The organism is Brevundimonas sp. DC300-4, assembly GCF_049897365.1.
Taxonomy (GTDB): domain Bacteria; phylum Pseudomonadota; class Alphaproteobacteria; order Caulobacterales; family Caulobacteraceae; genus Brevundimonas.
Genome location: NZ_JAFCWC010000005.1, coordinates 105,268 through 124,812, shown reverse-complemented (window position 1 = coordinate 124,812; position 19,545 = coordinate 105,268). Strand labels below are relative to the sequence as shown.

The 19,545-nt window shown below is 67.5% G+C and carries 17 protein-coding genes; 6 read left to right on the top strand and 11 right to left on the bottom strand.

Annotation, left to right across the window (positions count from 1 at the left end):
* Nucleotides 1-34: 34 nt before the first annotated feature.
* From ACP7AZ_RS10410 to ACP7AZ_RS10395, 4 genes are all read right to left on the bottom strand, one after another.
* On the bottom strand, nt 35-742 hold the full coding sequence (locus ACP7AZ_RS10410) for a hypothetical protein (protein WP_426038587.1): 708 nt from the start codon (nt 740-742) through the stop codon (nt 35-37).
* A gap of 330 nt (nt 743-1,072) precedes the next feature.
* Nucleotides 1,073-3,910, bottom strand: coding sequence for a M16 family metallopeptidase (locus ACP7AZ_RS10405; protein WP_426038586.1), 2,838 nt, complete (start codon nt 3,908-3,910; stop codon nt 1,073-1,075).
* Nucleotides 3,911-4,010: 100 nt separating this feature from the next.
* Entirely contained in the window at nt 4,011-5,192 is a 1,182-nt protein-coding gene (locus tag ACP7AZ_RS10400) for a terminase large subunit domain-containing protein (protein ID WP_426038585.1), read from the bottom strand.
* 328 nt (nt 5,193-5,520) lie between these two features.
* Nucleotides 5,521-6,024, bottom strand: a complete 504-nt coding sequence (locus tag ACP7AZ_RS10395; protein WP_426038584.1) for a hypothetical protein — start codon at nt 6,022-6,024, stop codon at nt 5,521-5,523.
* A gap of 177 nt (nt 6,025-6,201) precedes the next feature.
* On the opposite strand from ACP7AZ_RS10395, the gene ACP7AZ_RS10390 reads away from it, so the two are divergent.
* Nucleotides 6,202-8,331, top strand: a complete 2,130-nt coding sequence (locus ACP7AZ_RS10390; protein ID WP_426038583.1) for a GNAT family N-acetyltransferase — start codon at nt 6,202-6,204, stop codon at nt 8,329-8,331.
* Between the two features lie 630 nt (nt 8,332-8,961).
* Here the strand turns inward: ACP7AZ_RS10390 and groL are convergent.
* The gene (groL, locus tag ACP7AZ_RS10385) at nt 8,962-10,614 is read right to left on the bottom strand and encodes a chaperonin GroEL (protein ID WP_426038582.1); all 1,653 of its coding nucleotides are present in this window, start codon (nt 10,612-10,614) and stop codon (nt 8,962-8,964) included.
* A gap of 55 nt (nt 10,615-10,669) precedes the next feature.
* Nucleotides 10,670-10,954 (bottom strand): co-chaperone GroES, encoded by a 285-nt coding sequence (gene groES, locus ACP7AZ_RS10380; protein ID WP_426038581.1) that lies wholly within the window; start codon nt 10,952-10,954, stop codon nt 10,670-10,672.
* A 263-nt stretch (nt 10,955-11,217) separates the two neighbouring features.
* Here groES and ACP7AZ_RS10375 point away from each other — a divergent pair, with 263 nt between their 5' ends.
* Nucleotides 11,218-11,751, top strand: coding sequence for a hypothetical protein (locus ACP7AZ_RS10375; RefSeq protein ID WP_426038580.1), 534 nt, complete (start codon nt 11,218-11,220; stop codon nt 11,749-11,751).
* A 30-nt stretch (nt 11,752-11,781) separates the two neighbouring features.
* Here the strand turns inward: ACP7AZ_RS10375 and pgi are convergent, their stop codons facing one another.
* Nucleotides 11,782-13,377 carry a glucose-6-phosphate isomerase gene (gene pgi / locus ACP7AZ_RS10370; protein ID WP_426038579.1) on the bottom strand — a complete coding sequence of 532 codons (1,596 nt, stop codon included), beginning with the start codon at nt 13,375-13,377 and terminating at the stop codon, nt 11,782-11,784.
* A gap of 85 nt (nt 13,378-13,462) precedes the next feature.
* Between pgi and ACP7AZ_RS10365 the strand changes: the two genes are divergently transcribed.
* Nucleotides 13,463-13,909 (top strand): hypothetical protein, encoded by a 447-nt coding sequence (locus ACP7AZ_RS10365; protein ID WP_426038578.1) that lies wholly within the window; start codon nt 13,463-13,465, stop codon nt 13,907-13,909.
* Here the strand turns inward: ACP7AZ_RS10365 and ACP7AZ_RS10360 are convergent, their stop codons facing one another.
* From ACP7AZ_RS10360 to ACP7AZ_RS10345, 4 genes are all read right to left on the bottom strand, one after another.
* Complete coding sequence (locus tag ACP7AZ_RS10360; protein WP_426038577.1) at nt 13,910-14,569, bottom strand: redoxin family protein; 660 nt, start codon at nt 14,567-14,569, stop codon at nt 13,910-13,912.
* A gap of 24 nt (nt 14,570-14,593) precedes the next feature.
* On the bottom strand, nt 14,594-16,771 hold the full coding sequence (locus tag ACP7AZ_RS10355; RefSeq protein WP_426038576.1) for a protein-disulfide reductase DsbD family protein: 2,178 nt from the start codon (nt 16,769-16,771) through the stop codon (nt 14,594-14,596).
* A gap of 67 nt (nt 16,772-16,838) precedes the next feature.
* Nucleotides 16,839-17,015 (bottom strand): Flp family type IVb pilin, encoded by a 177-nt coding sequence (locus tag ACP7AZ_RS10350; protein ID WP_426038575.1) that lies wholly within the window; start codon nt 17,013-17,015, stop codon nt 16,839-16,841.
* A gap of 23 nt (nt 17,016-17,038) precedes the next feature.
* Nucleotides 17,039-17,464, bottom strand: a complete 426-nt coding sequence (locus ACP7AZ_RS10345) for a (deoxy)nucleoside triphosphate pyrophosphohydrolase (RefSeq protein ID WP_426038723.1) — start codon at nt 17,462-17,464, stop codon at nt 17,039-17,041.
* Nucleotides 17,465-17,619: 155 nt separating this feature from the next.
* On the opposite strand from ACP7AZ_RS10345, the gene ACP7AZ_RS10340 reads away from it, so the two are divergent.
* From ACP7AZ_RS10340 to ACP7AZ_RS10330, 3 genes are read left to right on the top strand one after another with little or no spacing between them, the layout of a single operon-like run.
* A complete protein-coding gene (locus ACP7AZ_RS10340) occupies nt 17,620-18,063 on the top strand; it encodes a DUF350 domain-containing protein (protein ID WP_426038574.1) in 444 nt (147 codons plus the stop codon).
* Between the two features lie 10 nt (nt 18,064-18,073).
* The gene (locus ACP7AZ_RS10335) at nt 18,074-18,904 is read left to right on the top strand and encodes a S1 family peptidase (protein WP_426038573.1); all 831 of its coding nucleotides are present in this window, start codon (nt 18,074-18,076) and stop codon (nt 18,902-18,904) included.
* Nucleotides 18,901-19,539: a LysE family translocator gene (locus ACP7AZ_RS10330; protein ID WP_426038572.1), complete on the top strand. Its 639-nt coding sequence runs from the start codon at nt 18,901-18,903 to the stop codon at nt 19,537-19,539. Before ACP7AZ_RS10335 ends, ACP7AZ_RS10330 begins: the two co-directional genes overlap by 4 nt.
* Nucleotides 19,540-19,545 lie beyond the last annotated feature (6 nt).

Sequence of the window (19,545 nt, the reverse complement as noted above, 5' to 3'; positions counted from 1 at the left end):
CGGACGCAAAAGACCGCTCACGCAAAATCAGTCCTCAAGGACTGATCAGGGCTCCGACAACGCCGACCATTCCAACCAATACTCCGCCGAATGCTGCCGCGATCTGCACAGCAAGCATCAGCGCAAAGCCTTTGAATACGCCTACAATACGCGACCGGAACCATCGCCCATGTCCCATGCGAATGAAGGCAATTACCCCTAGCAACATGATTGCTGCGGATGTCATCGCTGCTTTAGGCCCTGTGCCGTATGAGAACCACGCCAAAGGAAGCATCAGAACGGTCCAGGCACAAAGCCAGCCAAAGCTGGCACGGAACCCTCTACGCCATCCCAGATCTTCCTTGTCCCACAGACGAAGTAGAGGAGCTGCCGCCAATGCGTAGAAGGCTGACAGCAGGGGCACCATGACCAGAGTCATCCAGCCGTCAGCGTCTGCCACGAAAGCGTCCTGCGACTTGCCTGACCGTTCGATCAGCGGGTCAATCACTGCAGGCGGCATACCCTCCAAAATGAACCCGGCGCCACCCTGCAAGAACAGAATCAACATCAAGATGGCATTGAGCCCGAGGTAGAGGCGCAGCGGGCGGGCATAGGCGCCACCTCCCTCGGGACCCGCCTCCATCCATGCCCGCAGAACCGTCGAAGGTCGTAGCAGGAGGTCCCTGGCGGTGATTACCTCACGGCCTGCGAAGCCCAAAAAGTCTTCAGCAAGCTCATCGCTCGGTTTGCGTGTGTCTGTCATTGCTCCCCCTTGATGACAGAGATAACTGCGTTTTGAACTCCCACCCACCACATTCCTTCAAGGTCGGCTTTCGGCTGGAGAACCGTCGACCGATTGGCCGGCGACCTCGGAACACGCGCACGCCCGTTATTGAAACGGCTGCCAGAGCTGGCGCGGGGTCGGTGATCCAGGGTCCCTTTCCCACCCCCTCACGGACGTTCGGCGTGTCCGCCCGGGTCGGTCCGGAACCGCCCGGCGCGCGATCGCCAGCCCTTCGCCGGCTGTTGGCGTCACAGGAAAAAGGGGCGGCGATCGCTCGCCGCCCCCTTCATGTCCGACCGACGCCGGTCGCTACTGCGCCGGACGCACTTCCAGCGGCAGGCCGAGGGCCTCCAGCTGCGGACGCACCACCGAGGCGTCGCCGACCACGACCCAGACGAACTGGTTGGGCTTGATGACCTGGCGGGCGGCCTCGTCCATCTGGGCGGCCGTCAGCGCGCGGGTGCGGCTGGCCAGCGTGGCCTGATAGTCGTCGGGACGGCCGAACAGGGCGTTGGAGCGCAGGGCGCCCAGGATCTGGCCCGAGGTCTCGAACCCGCCGGCCAGCGACCGGGTGTTGCCGTTGATGGTCCGCTCCAGCTCGGTCGGCTGGACGCCGTCGGTCTGCAGGAAGCGGTCGTACTGGGCGATCAGGGCCGCGACCGAGTCGCCGGTGCGGTTGGCCTGAACCGGGGCGTTGACGATATAGGGGACGCGGTATTCCAGGGCGTTGACCCCGCCGCGCACGCCATAGGACCAGCCCTTGGTCTCACGCAGGTCCGAGTTGATCCGCGACAGGAAGTCCGAGCCCAGGGTCACGTTCGCCGCGTTCAGCGCCAGCAGGTCGTCGGTGCCCGAGACGGGCAGGACGGCGCCGCCGTAGATCAGCGACTGCGGCGACTGCGGACGGTCGATCAGGACAATGCGGTTGGTCGGCGCGGGCACGGCGGCGTCGGCGAAGTCCTTGGTCCCCTTCGCCGTCGCGGGCGCGCGCCAGTCGCCGAAGGCGGCTTCCAGCTGCGCGGTCACCTGCGCCAGCGGCAGGTCCGAGACGACGAAGATCGTCGCATTGTCCGGACGCACCCAGGCGTCATGCTCGGCGGTCAGGTCGGCGCGCGTCAGGGCCGTCAGGGTCGCCTCGTCGCCCGACCCGGTGAAGGACCGGCCATAGGGGCTGTCCGCGCCATAGATCAGCGGCGGCAGGGCGCGGGCGGCGATGGCGTTCGGGTTGGTCTTCTCGCTGGCCAGACCCGACAGGCGCGAGGCGCGGATGCGCTCGATCTCCGCCGGGGCGAAGGCCGGATTGCGCACCACGTCCGATAACAGGGTCAGGGACGGCGCCAGGTTGGCGGTGACGGTCGACAGCTCGGCCGAGGTCCGATCCATCGAGGCCGCGACATTGACCGAGGCGCCCAGACGTTCCTCTTCCTCGGCCAGCTGGTTGGCGTCGCGGGTCGTCGTGCCCTCGTCCAGCAGGTCCAGCATCATGGCGTGGGCGCCGAGCCGGTCGGCCCGGTCGGCGGCGTAGCCGGCGTCGAACTCCACGGCCACGCGGGTGACGGGCACGGTATCGACGTGGGCGTAGACCACCTTGATGCCGTTCGACAGGGCGGCGCGCTCGACCGCAGGGAACTCCAGATCCGGCACCTGGCCGATGGCCGGCATCGGATCACGGGCGACGCGCTGGATCTCGGCGGCCGGAGCCGGGGCCGCGCCCGACGGGGCGGCGGCCTCGACATAGGCCTCGCGCTCACCGGGCGCGATGGTCATGTCGAACACCGGACGGGTCAGCCAGCGCTGCATGGCGGCCGTCACCTGGGCCGGGGTGACCGAGGCATAGGCGGCCAGCTCGGTCTTGTAGTGGTCCGGATCGCCCGCATAGAGCTGGCCCTCGGCCAGCACATTGGCCTTGCCGTTGACCTGTTCCAGGCTCTGGATCCGGCCCGAGACATAGCGGGTGGCGACGCGGGCGACCTCTTCCTCGGTCGGCCCCCGGGCGATGAAGTCGGCGACGATGGCGTCGAGGCGACGGCCCACCTCGCCCGCATCCACGCCCGGCTTCACATTGACCGAGATGTCGAAGATGCCGATGCGGTGGAAGTCCGACAGGGACGACGACACCTGCACCGCCGTCTGCTCGTCGCGGACCAGCAGGTTGTCGAGGCGCGAGGAGGCCAGACCGCCCAGCACCTGGGCGCCGACCGACAGCGGCACGGCGTCGTCGCTGAGCAGGCCCGGCACGGCCCAGCTGCGCGTCAGACGGGTCGTGGCCACCCGGTCCGTCATGGTCGCCACGATCGGGGCGGCCAGGGTCGGCACGTCCGCCTCGGCCGGGGTGTTGACCGGGCCGCGCGCAATCGCGCCGAAATAGCGTTCCATCAGCGGGCGCGCCGTGGCCTCGTCGATGTCACCCGACAGGACGACGATGGCGTTGTTCGGGCCGTAGTTCTCGCGGAACCAGTTGCGCACAGTCTCCAGGCTGGCGGCGTCCAGATCGGCCATCGAGCCAATGGTCGAGTGGCGATAGGGGTGGCCTTCGGGGAAGAGGGCTTCCAGCTGGGCGTATTCGAACATGCCGTAGGGCTGGTTGTCGCCCTGGCGCTTCTCGTTCTGGACCACGCCGCGCTGCAGATCGAGCACGGGCTGGCCGATCTCGCCCAGCAGATAGCCCATGCGGTCGCTTTCCAGGAACAAGGCCTGTTCCAGCGCCGGGGTCGGGACGGTCTCGAAATAGTTGGTGCGGTCGAACCAGGTCGTGCCGTTCAGGTTCGACGGCCCGAGGTTGCGCATCCGGCCCAGATAGGAGCCCGGCGCATTCTCCGACCCGCCGAACATCAGGTGTTCGAACAGGTGGGCGAAGCCGGTCGACCCGGCCGGTTCGTCCTTGGAGCCGACATTGTACCAGACCGACACCGCCACCACCGGCGCCTTGCGATCCTCGTGCACGATGACCGTCAGGCCGTTGTCGAGCGTGAACCGCGTCCACGGAATATCGACCTCGGCGACCAGCTGCGACACCGGGGCGGCCTTCAGTTCGGCGGCCTGGGGCGTGGTCGCCGCCATCGGCGCGGCGGACGTTTGAGCCAGCACGGGGGCGGCGGGGGCGATCACGGCCAGAAGGGCGGCGAGCGAGACGGAGCGAAGACGCATGCGTGAAACAGTCCTTTTCCTGAGGGCGGAAACATTAACGACCGCACGCCGGTCCGCAATCGCCCGCGCCCGAACATGGACAAAGAGTCACAATCCCGTCTCACAGCACCCGGGCCCTCGCGATCACCACCCCGCCCCCGTCGATCAGTAGGTCCGTCACCGCCCAGACCAGGGCATCCGCCCGGTCGGGACTGCCAGCCCCCGCCTCCCCCATCCCCAGCAGCTCCTCCTCCAGCAGGGTCAGCTCCCCGACGTGCCCGACCCGTCCCTGTTCATACAGGGCCGCCACCGGCTCGGCCCGGGCGCGCTTGCCGACCCGCGCCTGCACCCGTCGTACGACCTGGGTCACCCCCGCCCCCTTGAGCACCGCCTCGACCATGTCCCCGCCCTGATTGCCCTCGGCCACGACCCGGACCGGACAGCCCAGGGCCGCCTCCCAGTCCCGCGCCGTCCTGGCGACCCGCGCCGCCCATCCCGCCGGCGACAGCCCCCTGACCGAGCGGTCGTCGAGCACCCAGGCCGTCCCCGCCGCCCGCGCGACCACCACGATGCCGCAGGCGTCCCCGCCCTCGCCCGACAGGGTCCCGACCGGCGGATCCACCGCCACGACGGCCCGTTCGTATCCCTCCCTCGCCCCGCCGAGCATCCAGGACCGGCCCAACATCCGCGCCCGCGCCATCTCGACCGAGGTGAACAGCGCCCCCTCGGCCTCCAGCACCACCCCGTCCAGCTCCTGCGCCGCCCGTCGCGTCCCGCCGTACAGGTCCTGCATCGCCTCCAGAAACCCCTCGGCCAGGTTCTCCGCATTGGCCCCCGTCGGCGCATGGGTCCTGACGCACCCCTCCTCCGCCAGCACCCGCCGCAGCACCGCCAAAGGCTTGGGCGTCGTGGTGAGAAGAAGCTTTGGCGTCCACCCCGTCTCCTCCCCATCGCCGCTTGGCGATGGGAAGGGGGACCGCGAAGCGGTGGAGGGGCTCTTCAAGCGCACGCCAAGACGCAACATCGCCAGCACCTCCTCCGGCCTCTCCCAGGCGCAGAACTCATCCCCCCAGGCGGCATGGAACTGCGGCCCCCTCAGCCGTTCCGGCTCGGCCGCCGACAGCATCACCCCGACCGCCCCGCCCGGAAACACCAGCCGCCTCAGCGAGCTCTCCATCACCGGCGGCGTCCGGAACGGCAGGTTCATCAGCCCCGAGGGCCCCTCGACCATGACCGCGCGCACATCGTGCAGCGTCGCCCCCACCAGGGCGATCCGTCCCCCGGCCCCCAGCCGCGCGGCCACATCCGAGACCCACTCCGCCCCCGCCCGCGTCTTCCCCGCCCCCGCCCGCCCAGAAACACCCAGGTCCGCCAGTCGCCGTCCGGCGCCCGCTGACCCTTGTGCAGCACGCTTTCCCAGGCGAGGGCCGCCTGATCGTCCGGATGCATCGCCTCGACATTCTCCCTCCCCCCACGGGGGAGGGTGGTCGAGCGCAGCGAGACCGGGTGGGGGCGACAAGGCGACCCGGACTCCGCCCCTCCTGTCTCCTCCCTGTCGCCTCTTGGCGATGGGGAGGTGGCGCGGCGCACCTTCGCGCCGCGACGGAGGGGGCCTTTCCCCCGCACCTGACTCACCCCTCCGCCCCCAGCCGCGCCAGGATCGCCGCCAGCGCGGCCTCCTGCTGCGGCGTCCGCCCTCCGGCCGACGCCTCCGCCTCATCCCCCAGCGCCCGATCGAGCCTCAGCATCAGCGCCGCCAGCCGCCCATAGGCATAGGCCCGCGTCGTATCCCCGCCCCTCAGCATCCCGACCGTGGTCCGCACCGCTGCCCGCATCGCGACCGACAGGTCCGCGTCCGCCTTCAGCGCCCGAACGGGCGCATCCGCCTCCACGCCCGAGATCGCCCGCGCCTTCGCGTCTGCCGCCTCCGGCGTCATCGGCGGCTTTTCCGCCTTCAGGTCCCGGCGCAGCCAGCCCTCCTTGCCCGCCCGCGCATAGATCTTCCGCTCGCAGCAGCCGTACTCGGCGGCGATGCATTTCGCCGTCGCCCCGGACACATAGAGGGCCCTCATCTCGGCCCACTCATCGGGGTTGTGTCGCCTGTGTGGACGTCGGTTCAGGGGCGCTTCGGTCATGCGCCGGATTGTAGGGGGACGGCGACGGGGGCGCAAAAGGGCTCTAAATAGAGCCGGGCCTTGATTCGATTGAGGTTCCAGGCCGATCCGTTGATGGGTTCGGCCTTCAACCGCGTCCACACAAGCTTTGGTTGACCTCAGCTTTCAACCTCGATCCTATGTAGGCGGGGGAGCGCCATGGGCTTCAGAATCGAACAAGACCCGCAGACGGTCCTCTCATTCGTAAATGCTGTCCAAGCGGCGGCCGATGCAGAGCGAGACGCTTTGGGCTTTTTGCCTCCTGTCGCCTACGAGCAAGCAAGTCGAAAAGGCGAGATCACGATCTTGCTGAACGAGGACGGAGAGCGGTCCTATGCTGGTCATGTGTGGGTAAGCGGAGCCTTCCCACACGCTCGCGTTGTCCAACTGTGCGTGCTGCCTGCGTACAGAGGCAACCACTTGGCGTCTCGTCTTCTCCGGTCAGCCGTTCAGCGAGCTGAGGCGCAAGGCTATCTCTTCATCAAAGCTCGCGTCGCCAGCGACCTGATCACTGCCAACCGAGTTTATGAAAATCATGGCTTTGAGCATGTAAGCACCAAGCCCGGAGGCAGAAGCCGGGGGCGAGATATCCTGATCCGGTCGAAGGAGCTCTCCTCTCCTTCACTATTCAACTATCGAGCGGCCAAGTCCGCGACTCTTGATGGCGCTGAAGCCTCGCTCGATGAGCAAGCCCTCTACATCCTTGATGTGAATGTATTTTTCGACGTCCTCAGGCAGCGAAAGACCAGCGCGGCAGCGGCAAAAATTATCAACGCCGCTCTTGCGGGAGAAGTCAGGGTCGCGGTCACAGCCGAGTTTGTGAAGGAGCTCCAGCGGACGTCAAAGGGGATCGACGACCCTGTTCTCGCTTTCGCGCGGCTTCTACCGGCGCTCGGCCCTCCCCCGACGGCGCAGATTGCGAGCATCGTTGATGAGCTTGGGCCAATCGTTTTCCCCGATCAATGTCGAGACGGCGTCCTTTCCGCTCAAGACGAGTCTGATCTTCATCACCTTGCCGAGGCCATTCTGTCCGGCGTCGATGGACTGATCACCGCCGAAAAAGCGATCATCCGGGCAGATTCGAAGTTGCGGGCGGACTACGGGCTGAGCGTTTGGGGGACTGATGCCTTCGCCGCCCTTATTCCAACGTTCTCGCAACCGATGGCGGCCGTCCGTGCGGAGCACGACCTTCTTTTTCGAGCGGAAGTCCACGACGCTGATCTCGAGCACTTCCTGGTGCGACGCGGCGTCCCTGCGGAAGCCCTTGCATCGTTTCGCAGAAAGGACGCCGCCGATAAGCGCTTCAGCGCTGTCGGTGTTCGAGAAGACGGTCACCTGATCGCAGCAGCTCTCTATCAGGCGCCCGCTGGGCCCAAAGGCTTCGCTAGAGTCCTCGTCGCCGGCGACGATCACCATCCGTCGATAGCAACGGCCGCAGACTATGTTCTTGAGCATCATGTCCGGCTGGCTGCCGGCAAACGGCCGGCGCGGGTCGAACTCGTCGACGTTCCCGGTCAGTCAACGGTTCGACGCGCGGCGATTGCAAACGGCTTCCTCGCTCAAGCGGGTAGCTCTGGCCTACAGAAGATCGCGCTCGGGACTGCTGTCATCCCGACTTCTTGGGCGGAATGCCGACGCGCGCTCCTCACGTGCGCGAACGCGGAGGTGCCAGCGCAAATGCCGTCGTTTGGGCATAACGAACAGTCCATCGAGCTCACAGCTGACGGACGCACCAACTCGCTCAGCTTGGTAGATTTAGAGTCGGTTCTCTCGCCCGCCCTCTTCCTCCTGCCTGGCCGCTCGGCTGCAATCGTTCCTATTCAGCGGGTCTGGGCCGACGACCTATTGGGCGGGATCCAACTACCTCTTTTTCCGAAGCCCGAGGCCGCCCTCCGATCTCGTCGCGTCTATTTCTCATCGCCTCGGAACGCGGCAACCCTGGTGCGGGGGCGACCGATCATATTTTACGAGTCGGGAAAGGGCCTCGGGCGGTCTGCCGCAATCGCGGTGGCCCGAGTTAGCCGGGCTGAAGTGATCCAAAAGGATCGAGCACCAGAGGAGCTACTTCAAGCTGCTGTCGTGCGTGGGCGAGCGTTGAACCGTTTGACGAAAGATACGACCGTTCTTGCCGTATGGTTCGATAACATTATGCCTTTCGCAACGCCCGTGTCGTTTGCTCAGCTGAAGGTCCTCGGCGTCGACGACAAAACGAACCTTGTCCGCAGTCGGGAAATCGACGCAGAGACCGCATCGAAGATTATTGGAGCCGGACGTCCGCATGCCACGTGAAGACATGATCATGCTGTCCGTCTCGCCAACGTACGCTCGCCCGATCGTATCTGGGGCAAAGTCGGTGGAGCTCCGGCGCCGAGCGCCTCGTATCGCAGACGGAACCCGAGCGTGGCTCTACTCGACGCTGCCCGTTGGAGAAATTGTAGCGCTCCTGAAAATCGATACGGTCGTCGAAGCTCCCATTGCTGAGCTGTGGGAACTCTATGGCCCCAAAGCGTCCATCTCAAAGGCTGCGTTTGATAGCTACTTTGCCGGGCTGGAGTCCGGGGCCGCTCTGATTATCGGCGACGTTCAACCATTGAAAACACCAATCTCTTTGCAAGAAATGAGACGTCACGGAGCGTTTCACCCGCCTCAGTTTTATAGCCGCGTTTCGCCTGAGGCGGCGGCAAAGCGATTGGCGTCCAGTGAGCTCTATCCGCCAGTTCGACTCGTCGCCTAGACGAGGCGGCTCATTCTGGAGCTGCACCGCCGGGCCGTCCAAGAGATGCTCTATCGTCAGACGGACCGACAAAGAAAAAGGGCGGGTCCGTTTCCGGACCCGCCCTCTTCATTTCAGTCGGTGACTGAGCCATGGACCCCGGCCTGCGCCGGGGCGTCCGGGCGGCGTAAACGCCGCCCTTCCGCTTAGAAGTCCATGTCGCCCATGCCGCCCATGCCGCCGCCGCCCATGCCGCCGGAGCCGCCGCCCGAGCCCTTTTTGGGAGCATCGGCCACAGCGGCCTCGGTGGTGATCAGGATGCCGGCGACCGACGCAGCATCTTGCAGCGCGGTGCGGACGACCTTGGCCGGGTCGATCACGCCCATGGCGACCAGGTCGCCGTACTCTTCCGTCTGGGCGTTGAAGCCGAAGGTGAGCGAGGGGTTCTCGAGCACCTTGCCGACCACGATCGAGCCTTCGACGCCGGCGTTCTCGACGATCTGACGGATCGGGGCCTGGATGGCGCGACGGATGATGGCGATGCCGGCGGTCTGGTCGGCGTTGTCGCCTTTAAGACCTTCCAGCGCCTTGGTCGCCTTCAGCAGGGCGATGCCGCCGCCGGGGACGATGCCTTCTTCAACCGCGGCCCGCGTGGCGTTCAGGGCGTCGTCGACGCGGTCCTTCTTTTCCTTGACCTCGACTTCGGTCGAGCCGCCGACGCGGATGACCGCGACGCCGCCGGCCAGCTTGGCCAGACGTTCCTGCAGCTTTTCCTTGTCGTAGTCCGAGGAGGTGTCCTCGATCTGCTTCTTGATCTGGCCGATGCGGGCCTCGATGGTTTCCTTCTCACCGGTGCCGTCGACGATGGTGGTGTCGTCCTTGGTGATGGTGACCTTCTTGGCCTTGCCGAGCATGTCGATGGTGACGTTCTCGAGCTTGATGCCCAGGTCTTCCGAGATGACCTGGCCGCCGGTCAGGACGGCGATGTCCTCCAGCATGGCCTTGCGGCGGTCGCCGAAGCCCGGAGCCTTGACGGCGGCGACGCGCAGGCCGCCGCGCAGCTTGTTGACGACGAGCGTGGCCAGGGCCTCGCCCTCGATGTCCTCGGCGATGATCAGCAGCGGACGGCCCGACTGGACCACGGCTTCCAGGATCGGGAGCATGGCTTGCAGCGACGACAGCTTCTTTTCGAACAGCAGGATCAGAGGCTCTTCGAGTTGAACCTCCATCTTGTCGGCGTTGGTGATGAAGTAGGGCGACAGATAGCCGCGGTCGAACTGCATGCCCTCGACGACGTCCAGCTCGGTCTCGGCCGTCTTGGCCTCTTCAACCGTGATGACGCCCTCGTTGCCGACCTTTTCCATGGCCCTGGCGATCATCTCGCCGACCTCGACGTCGCCGTTGGCGGAGATGGTGCCGACCTGGGCGATCTCGGAGTTGTTCGAGACCTTCTTGGCCGAGGCCTTGATGTCGGCGAGGACGGCCGTGACGGCCTTGTCGATGCCGCGCTTCAGATCCATCGGGTTCATGCCGGCGGCGACGGCCTTGAGGCCTTCCTGCACGATCGATTGCGCCAGGACGGTCGCGGTGGTGGTGCCGTCACCCGCCTTGTCGTTCGTCTTCGAAGCGACTTCGCGGATCATCTGGGCGCCCATGTTCTCGAAGGCGTCTTCCAGCTCGATCTCTTTGGCGACCGAGACGCCGTCCTTGGTCGAGCGCGGGGCGCCGAAGGACTTCTGGATCACGACGTTGCGGCCCTTGGGACCCAGGGTCACCTTGACGGCGTTGGCGAGGACGTTGACGCCGCGCAGCATCTTGTCGCGCGCGTCGGTGTTGAACTGTACGATCTTGGCAGCCATGTGAGGCAGCTCCTAAATATTGAATTCGTTGAAGAAGGTCGGACGATCGGTGTGCTTACAGCACGCCCAGGACGTCGGATTCCTTCATGATGATCAGGTCTTCGCCCTCAAGCTTTACTTCCGTACCCGACCATTTGCCGAACAGGATGCGGTCGCCGGCCTTCAGTTCGAGGGCGTTGACCGTGCCGCGCTCGTCACGAATGCCGGGGCCGACGGAGACGACTTCGCCTTCCTGGGGCTTTTCCTTTGCGGTGTCGGGGATGATGATCCCACCCTTGGTCTTGGATTCTTCTTCCACGCGCTTGACCAGCACGCGGTCGCCGAGAGGACGAAACGCCATCTGTGTATTCTCCAGTGAAGACTTCAAAAGTTCATCGTCGCGGCTCGGAGGCGGCTTTTGGCAGCCGGGCCCCACGAGTGCTAACGCGCAGCGGAAGTAGGGTCGCGGCCCAGCAGCGTCAAGACGTGCGCGCTCGATGAACGCCAGATGAACGGGAATTCAATTCAGCCGTTCAGGTTCACGAGCGCAGCAATGGATTTCGTCGGTCACCGTTCGCCCGGGTGGGAGAGCAGGCTTCACTGACCGCCTTGGAGGGCCAGAGAATGAAGATGTTTCGGATGATCGCTGTCGGCGCGGCCGCCCTGACCCTGAGTGCCGTCGCCATGCCGGCCGCCGCCCAGAACTACGGTCGCGGCCATGACCGGCACGATCGGAATGACGACGGCGATGTGGTCGCAGGGCTGGTGGTCGGCGCGGTCGTCGGCGGGATCGCCGGCGCCGTGCTCGGCGACGGCGACGATCGCTATGTCGCCGGCGGAGCCCTGGCCGGGGCGGCTCTGGGCGCGGCGGCGGCCAGCGACGACGACCGTCGCGGCTATCGCTCCTATGGCGGGAGCAGCTACGGCTACAGCTACGGTTCGGGCTACGGTTACGGCAACAGTGGATACCGCTCCGACTGTGACTACTGGCGGGACGGCCGCTGCTGGCGCAATCGCGGCCACTGGGAACGCGAGCACGGCATCAACAGCCGCGAGCGGGGCTGGGATCGCCGCGACTGGCGCTCGGATCGCCGGGACGATCGCCGGGACGATCGCCGGGACGACCGGCGCGACGAACGCCGCTGGCGCAACTACTGAGACCTGAAGCGGGCCCTTCGGTGCCCGTTTCTACATCAGGCGGGTGAGCAGTGACGCGGTCGAGGGATCGAGCGTCGCCGACGGTCCGCCGGCCGAGACATCCTTCAAGATCGCCCTGGCCAACACCTTGCCCAGTTCCACCCCCCACTGGTCGAAGGAGTTGATGTCCCAGATCACGCCTTCGACGAAGGTCTTGTGCTCGTAGAGGGCCAGAAGGGCGCCCAGCGTCCCGGGCGTCAGACGCTCCATGGCGATGGCGGTCGAGGGTCGATTGCCGGGGAAGGTCTTGTGCGTTGCCAGCCGGTCGGCCTCGGCCGCACCCGCGCCGGAGGCGATCAGTTCAGCCCGCGCCTCCTCCGTCGTCTTGCCCAGCATCAGCGCCTGACCCTGGGCCAGAGCATTCGACCACAGCGGGCTTTCAGGCGCGTCGGCGTGCGTCTTCGCCACAATGACGAACTCGGCCGGGACGACCTGCGGCCCCTGGTGAATCTGCTGAAAGAAGGCGTGCTGGCCGTTGGTGCCGGGCTCGCCGAAGATGACGGGGCAGGTCTGGCGCTTCACGGGCGAGCCGTCGCGATGCACCCGCTTGCCGTTCGACTCCATCTCCAACTGCTGCAGGAAGGAGGGCAGCCGACGCAGGGCGTGGGCGTAGGGGGCGACTGTGCGGGCCGGCCGGTTGATGCCGTCGACGTTCCATATCTGGGCCAGGGCCATCAGGACGGGGGCGTTCTTCTCAAGCGGCGCCGAAACGAAATGCTCGTCCATGGCCGCAGCGCCGGACAGCATGGCGTCGAACACGTCCGGCCCCAGGGCGATGACGCAGCTCAGGCTGACCGCTGACCACAGGGAGTAACGACCGCCGACCCAGTCCCGGAAGGCGAAGGTGCGGGCGCAGCCGAAAGCCTTGGCCTTGTCCGGCGCGGCGGTCACCCCGATGAAATGCCTGTCGCGGCCGGCCTCGGGCAGGCCGGCCGCCAGCCAGGCCCTGGCGGCCTCGGCATTGGCGAGGGTTTCCTGGGTGGTGAAGGTCTTGGAGACGACGACGACCAGGGTCGTCTCGGGAGCGAGGCCGGTCAGGGCCTCGGCCATGTCACGCGGATCGATGTTGGCGACGAAGCGCAGGTCGATCTGCGGGTCGACAGGACGAAGCCCGTCCCAGACGACACGGGGACCGAGATCCGAGCCGCCGATGCCGATGTGGACGATGGCCTTGAAGGGCTTGCCGGTCGCGCCCGTCTCGGCGCCCGAGCGGACGGCGGTCGCATAGGCGGCCATGTCGGCGCGGACGGCGTCGACCCCGGCGGAGACGGCTTCGCCGAGGGCGTGGAAGTCGGCCCCCGTCGCCGCGCGCAGGGCGGGGTGGAGGACGGCGCGGCCCTCGGTGAAGTTGATCGCCTCGCCGCCGAACAGCCGTGCCCTTGCCGCTTCGACTCCGGCCGAACGGGCCAGGTCCAGACAGGTCTCGAAGGCGGCTTTTGTCCAGCTCTGCTTGGACAGGTCGAGGTAGAGACCCGCCGCCTCGACCGTCATCCGAGCCAGCCGATCCGGGTCAGCCGCGAACTGGTCGACGATGAGGGCGTCGGCATCCCGCGCCGCGGCGACATCGAAGGCGGTCCAGTCGGTCATGCGAACATATCCCCTTAATCAAGGTCTCGTTTACGGGTGGGGCGTAGACCGGTTCAATCGTAGATTCGCGAAAAGGTCGTTCACCATGTCCTGTGGCATCGCCATCGCCGCCGCCCTCCTGCTGAGCGACCCCAATGTGGTCCTGGCCGCCGCCGAGCCGGCTGCGGTGGCCGGAGCGCCGGTCTCGGTCGCCTCCGAGCCCCTGTTCATCGACATCGTCAGCCGCGCCGGCGCCCTGAAGACCGTCGTCGAGGGCTGGAACGGCGTGCTGACCGACTTCGACGCCTTCAAGCTTGAGGCGCAGGAACTCGCCGCTCTCGACATGCAGGCACATCTGATCCTCAAGGAGCGCGGCACGGACGGCGACCTGAAATGCATCCTGCGCGGCATTTCCGAGGACATCCCGCTTAAACTCGGGGCTGTGGAAGCCGCCGCCACGGACGAGGCCCGCGCCACCGCCCTGTCGGAACTGTCCTATCTGCTGAACGACAATGTCGAGGTCATCACGGCGCCGCCCCAGCCCGAGGTCTGATCAGGCCTCTTCCGGGTATTTGATCGAACAACCATAGGGCTGGGCGTAGGCCGTGCGAACGGGCCGGCCGGCTTCCACGTCCTCGAGCGCCGCGCGCACGAAATTGTTCGCGCCTTCCAGATCCTCGACCGTGTTGGTCGGACGGTCGTCGATCCCGCCCGTGAACAAGATGCGGCCATCTCCGTCGATCACCCGCATGTCGGGCGTCGTCATCGCGCCGTAAGCCTTGCCGACCGCTCCCTCGGGATCGAGCAGCAGATGGGTCGAGGCGGCGTTGTTACGGGTCCACCAGGCGCGGGCCCCTTCGCCCTCGACATGGCCCTGTTTGCCCGGCGCGGACGAGATGACGGTCAGCCAGACCACGCCGTCGGCGACGGCCTCGCGCTGCAGGGCCTGCATGGCCCCTGAGGAATAATGTTTCTGGACATAGGGGCAGCCCTCGTTGGTCCATTCGATGACGACAGTCTTGCCCCGGAAGTCGGCGAGGGAACGCGCGACCCCTTCGCTGTCGATCAGGGTGAAGGCGGGGGCGACCTGGGCCCGACCGGTCGTCGCCACGGCGGGGGTCGCCCCGGTCGCCGGAGCGGCGGCGGGCGCCTCGGCCTGCTGGCAGGCGGCAAGGGTCAGAAGGACGGCGGCGAGGATGGGCAGGCGGTTCACGGCGGCGGTCTCCTTCGGGTCGGCTCAGGGGCGGGCGCTCTCCAGGGCGTCGATCACGACCCCTTCGGTCAGGAGCTGGGGCAGGATGCGGGGCTCGGGCGAGCCGGGCGCATAGAGGAGGTATAGCGGAACGCCGGAGCGTCGGCGGCGCTCCAGCTCGCGGGTGATCGCGTCATCTCGTCGCGTCCAGTCGCCGACCAGATAGACCGCGTTCGACGCCGCCATGGCCTCGGCGACCCTGGGGGAGCTCAGCGAGGTCCGCTCGTTGATCTTGCAGGTGACGCACCAGTCGGCGGTGAAGTTGACCAGCACCGGCCGACCTTCGGCCTGGGCCGCCGCCACGGCCTCCACTGACCAGGGTTGCGAGGCCAGCGGACCAGACGCGGCCGTGACGTCTCCGCCTTCCGCCCGTGCCTGACCGATGGCGACGCCGGTCAGGGCGATCGCGGCGACGATGGACAGGGTCGCTGTCACGGCGCTGATCACGCCGGCCCTGCCTTGCGCGCGACAGGTCTGATTGACCCCCGCCAGCCACAGGCCGAGACCCAGGAAGAGGATCGCCAGGAAGAGGACGCCCAGCGCATCTGCCCCCGCCTGCCGCGCGAAGACCCAGACCAGCCACAGGCCCGCGCCGTACATGGGGAAGGCCAGCAGGCCCTTGAGCCGATCCATCCAGGGGCCGGGGCGAGGCAGCTTCGCCAGCAGACGCGGCGACAGGCTGACGATCACATAGGGCAGGGCCAGACCCAGACCCAGCATCAGGAAGACGACCAGCGCCATCGGCCAGGGCATCAGCAGGGCGGCCCCGAGGGCGAAGGCCATGAAGGGCGCGGTGCAGGGCGCCGCCACCACCACCGCCAGCACGCCGGTGAAGAAGGCGCCGACCCCGCCGGAAAGCCGTGACAGGGGCCCGGAACCCGCCACCTGCAAACCGGCGCCGACATGGAAGACGCCCGACAGGTTCAGGCCCACGGCGAGCATCAGGAGGGCGAGGACGGCCACGACGCCCGGCGACTGAAGCTGGAAGCCCCAGCCCACCGCCTGCCCGCCGGCCCGCAAGGCGAGCAGGATCCCGGCCAGGACGAGGAAGGTCGTGAGCACGCCTGCGAGAAAGGCCAGGCCGTCTCGCCGCGCCTCTGCGGGCGCGTGGGCGCCGGCGGTCAGGGCGGCGGCCTTCATGGCCAGGATCGGGAAGACGCAGGGCATGAGGTTCAGGATCAGCCCGCCCAGCAGGGCCAGGAGCGCCGCCTGCAGGAAGCCCGTCCAGGATGACAGCGAGCCGCCTGCGGGCCGCTCAGACAGGTCGAGCGCGCCACCGCCCCGCGCCCCCACCAGGGCCGGGCCGGGAACGGCCGCGATCTCCCAGGCGCCGTCGTCGGTGACGAGGAGTCCCCCGATCGGCCCGGTCAGCCCCTCGGCCGCCAGCTTGCCGCCGACGGACAGATTCAGGGTCACCCCGTCCGGCCCCCGATCGCCCGGCTGGGGCGCTGAATGGTCGATCAGGCCGGTCTCGAACGGGAAGAACCAGGCGCGTTGGGGCTCAAGGCCCGCGAGCGGTCCGCCGGTCGCGGAGAGGCGCAGCGTCCGGCCCTCCAGCACGGCCCGGGCGGTGATGCCGGCGGGACGGGGGGCGGTCTCGACCACGGCCTGGATCGCGGCGCCGTAGTGGGGGTCCAGCGGCGCCGCGCCCTGGCGAATCGGGAGGTCGAGCCTGAGCGTCAGCTCATCCGGCACGCACATCTCGTCGCTGCACACCAGGAACAGGGCGCGGACGATGACGGGCAGGGTGGAGCCGGGACGGGCGCGGGCCGGAACCTCGATCGGCACCGGCAGAAGCACCTCGCCGGAGTAGCCGTAGTTCATCAGGTGCTGGAGACGTTGCCGTTCGGGCGTCGGCCAGACGATGTCCCCGGCAACGACGCCTGCGGGCAGGGTCCAGTCAAGGGTGGTCGCGCCGCCGGAATCACCGGGATTGCGCCAGTAGGTGTGCCAGCCGGGCTCTATCGTCTGGCGGACGGCAACGATGGCGGTGGAGCCGGGCGCGGCCCACTGGCTCATCGGGACCAGTTCGGCCTCGATCCGCACCGTGCGTTGGGGGCCGGACTGGGCGAAGGCGGGCGCGCGGCTGACCGCCGGTGCCTGGGCCAGGGCCGGCGCTGTCGACAGCAGCAGCGAAAAGAGGAGGGCGAAAAGGCGCGACATCGCCAGCAGCCTTAGCGGCCTGCGGTCCTTACCGCCACGGCCCAATCCGTCACAGGAGCGCCATCGCCTAGCGTGTGGCGACGCTCACGGCGGTCGAGACCTTGTCGAACGTGCCGGTGGCCTTGCCGGCGAACAGGGAGACGGCACCGACGATCACCAGGAAGATCATCGCCACGATCAGTCCGTATTCGATGGCGGTGGCGCCGCTGTCGCTTTTCAGGAACCGGCGGATCAGGCGCATCATTCGGCCCTCCGTTGGGCGAAACCTTAAAGAAGATCGCGCAACCAGGCGACCAGCGGGGCGTCGGCGGGCGGCATGGGATAGTCCGACAACTTGTCCGGCTTCACCCAGGCCAGGGCGGCGTGCTCGCGCTGGACGACCACGCCGGACCAGCGCCGGCACAGGTACAGTGGCATCAAGAGGTGAAACGATTCGTAAGCGTGGCTCGCGAAGACGAATGGGGCCAGACAGGCCTCGTTGACGTCGATGCCCAACTCCTCGTGCAGTTCGCGGATCAGGGCCTCCTCGGGCCGTTCGCCGGGTTCGACCTTTCCGCCCGGGAACTCCCACAGCCCCGCCAGAGCCTTGCCCTCGGGCCGCTGGGCGATCAACACCCGGCCGTCCACATCGATCAGGGCGACGGCGACGACAAGGACGGTGGGTAGTACGGGGGGGAGGGCGGCTTCGGTCATGCCGCCCAATACCGTCTGGCGTAACGCGACTGCAATCATTGGTCATCCAGTGTGTCCGCCACGTCCTTGCGGATTGGGGCGGCAATCAGGCAAGCAGTTTTGCTTTCGTTCCGTCGGCGTCCGACGGCTTTACCGTGAGATCGTTACCGCCCGCCATGGCCCCCTCCTCCCTGTCAGACACATTGTCGAGCCCCGAGGTCCAGGCCTTCGCCAGCGGATTCCCCGTGCTGGTCGTCCACCTCATGGTCACCTTCGGCCTGCTGGGCGCGGGAGCGGTCATCTACGCCCTGCTGACGCCGTGGAAGGAGATCAGCCTCATCCGGGAAGGCAACGCCGCGGCCGGCGTCGCCTTCGGCGGGGTCCTGCTCGGCCTCGCCATTCCGCTGGCGGTGTCGATGTCGGTGTCGACCTCAGTGGCGGATATCGTCCTGTGGGGCGTGGCGACCCTGGTGTTGCAGCTTCTGGCCTTCCGCATCGTCGATCTGGTCCTGACCGGCCTGCCCCAACGCATTCAGGAGGGCGAAATCTCCGCCGCCGTGCTCCTGGTGTCGGCCAAGCTGGCGACCGCCCTGATCCTCGCCGCCGCCCTGACGGGCTGAGCTCGCGCGGATGCGTTTTCCCCGTCCACCGGACTGGCTGATCTATTCCAGCGTGGTCTTCGCCCTGGTTCTGGGTTCGCTCAGTCGGCGCGAGAACGCCGATGCCCCGCCCGCGCCCCCGCCGCCTGACGAGATCGAGGGCGCACTGCTGGGGCCCGTCACTCCCTTTGATCCGTCGGTGACGGTGACCGCGCCGGGCGCGCCCTTCCAGCCTGTCGCCGGAACCGCCTTCTCGATCGCCGGACGCGGGCGCTGGCTGACCGCGCGCCATGTCGTCGAGGGCTGTCGTCGGCCGGCGCTGGTCGTCGGCGGCGGTCGCGCCGTGGCGGCCGATGTGCGGTTATCGCCCCGGGCCGACATTGCCCTGCTGATCACCGCCGGCGGTCCGCCCGCCCTGCCAGTCACGACCCATACGCCCCTGTACGTCGGCCAGAGAGCCTTCCATCCCGGTTTCCCGCAGGGCAGGCCCGGCGAGGTCACCTCGCGCCTGCTCGGCCGCGAGACGCTAAAGGTCCGGGGACGCGGCGCCCATGACGAGCCGGTGCTGGCCTGGGCCGAGGTCGGGCGAACCTCCGGGCTGGAGGGCACGCTCGCGGGCCTGTCCGGCGCGCCCGTACTGGACAGGCGGGGACGAGTCGTCGCCCTGACCATCGCCGAGGCGCCGCGCCGGGGACGGCTCTACACCACCGCGCCCGACACCCTGGGTCCCGCCATCCGGGGGGAACAGCAGGCGGACGAACAGTTGCTGGGCGAGCCCGTAACCGTCGATAATTATGGCCGGGTCTCGGACGACCTGCGCCGCGACCTGCGAGTCGCCCAGGTGGTCTGTCTGTCGCGGTGAGCACCCTGCCGGTCGATCCGCATCTCTATGTTGTCTTCCTGGGCGTGATGATGGTCATGGCGGTGACGCCGGGACCCGCTAACCTTTTCTCCATCGCCACCGGCATGGAGCGCGGCAAGCGGGCGGTGCTAATCGCTGTGGCCGGCATGAATGTGGCGACCCTGGTCTGGTTCGGCGCGGCCGCGCTTGGACTCGGCGCCATGGTGACGGCTTTTCCCGAGGTGTTTCGCTGGGTCGCGATCGCCGGCGCCCTCTATGTCGCCTGGCTGGGCGCGTCCTCGATCCGATCCGCGTTCAAACCTGCCCCGGGCGAGGTCTCGACCGAGGGCCGAACCCACCTGCGCCGACCCGCCTTCGTCGATGGTTTCCTGGTGCAGATCGCCAATCCGAAGGCGGTGCTTTTCTTCACCGCCGTCCTGCCGCCCTTCCTCGATATCGACCGTCCCGCCGCACCCCAACTCGCCCTATTCGCGGTCGCGGTCATCGGCATGGACGTCCTGACCATGAGCGCCTACGGTCTCAGCGGTGCCGTTCTGGCGCGGCGGATGGGCGAGCCTCGTTTCCGGCGCGGCTTCGGTGTCTTCGTCGGCTCCCTGCTTCTGATTGCCGCAGTCCTGATTGTTTCGCGATTATAGAGGTTT

Bases quoted from the DNA above. Each gene is read 5' to 3' on its own strand.
- groES (WP_426038581.1), bottom strand. From the start codon at position 10,954: ATGGCGTTTCGTCCTCTCGGCGACCGCGTGCTGGTCAAGCGCGTGGAA.
- ACP7AZ_RS10355 (WP_426038576.1), bottom strand. From the start codon at position 16,771: ATGTCGCGCCTTTTCGCCCTCCTCTTTTCGCTGCTGCTGTCGACAGCG.
- ACP7AZ_RS10390 (WP_426038583.1), top strand. From the start codon at position 6,202: ATGGGCTTCAGAATCGAACAAGACCCGCAGACGGTCCTCTCATTCGTA.
- pgi (WP_426038579.1), bottom strand. From the start codon at position 13,377: ATGACCGACTGGACCGCCTTCGATGTCGCCGCGGCGCGGGATGCCGAC.
- ACP7AZ_RS10365 (WP_426038578.1), top strand. From the start codon at position 13,463: ATGTCCTGTGGCATCGCCATCGCCGCCGCCCTCCTGCTGAGCGACCCC.
- ACP7AZ_RS10410 (WP_426038587.1), bottom strand. From the start codon at position 742: ATGACAGACACACGCAAACCGAGCGATGAGCTTGCTGAAGACTTTTTG.
- ACP7AZ_RS10335 (WP_426038573.1), top strand. From the start codon at position 18,074: ATGCGTTTTCCCCGTCCACCGGACTGGCTGATCTATTCCAGCGTGGTC.
- ACP7AZ_RS10345 (WP_426038723.1), bottom strand. From the start codon at position 17,464: ATGACCGAAGCCGCCCTCCCCCCCGTACTACCCACCGTCCTTGTCGTC.
- ACP7AZ_RS10375 (WP_426038580.1), top strand. From the start codon at position 11,218: ATGAAGATGTTTCGGATGATCGCTGTCGGCGCGGCCGCCCTGACCCTG.
- ACP7AZ_RS10340 (WP_426038574.1), top strand. From the start codon at position 17,620: ATGGCCCCCTCCTCCCTGTCAGACACATTGTCGAGCCCCGAGGTCCAG.
- ACP7AZ_RS10395 (WP_426038584.1), bottom strand. From the start codon at position 6,024: ATGACCGAAGCGCCCCTGAACCGACGTCCACACAGGCGACACAACCCC.
- ACP7AZ_RS10350 (WP_426038575.1), bottom strand. From the start codon at position 17,015: ATGATGCGCCTGATCCGCCGGTTCCTGAAAAGCGACAGCGGCGCCACC.
- groL (WP_426038582.1), bottom strand. From the start codon at position 10,614: ATGGCTGCCAAGATCGTACAGTTCAACACCGACGCGCGCGACAAGATG.
- ACP7AZ_RS10405 (WP_426038586.1), bottom strand. From the start codon at position 3,910: ATGCGTCTTCGCTCCGTCTCGCTCGCCGCCCTTCTGGCCGTGATCGCC.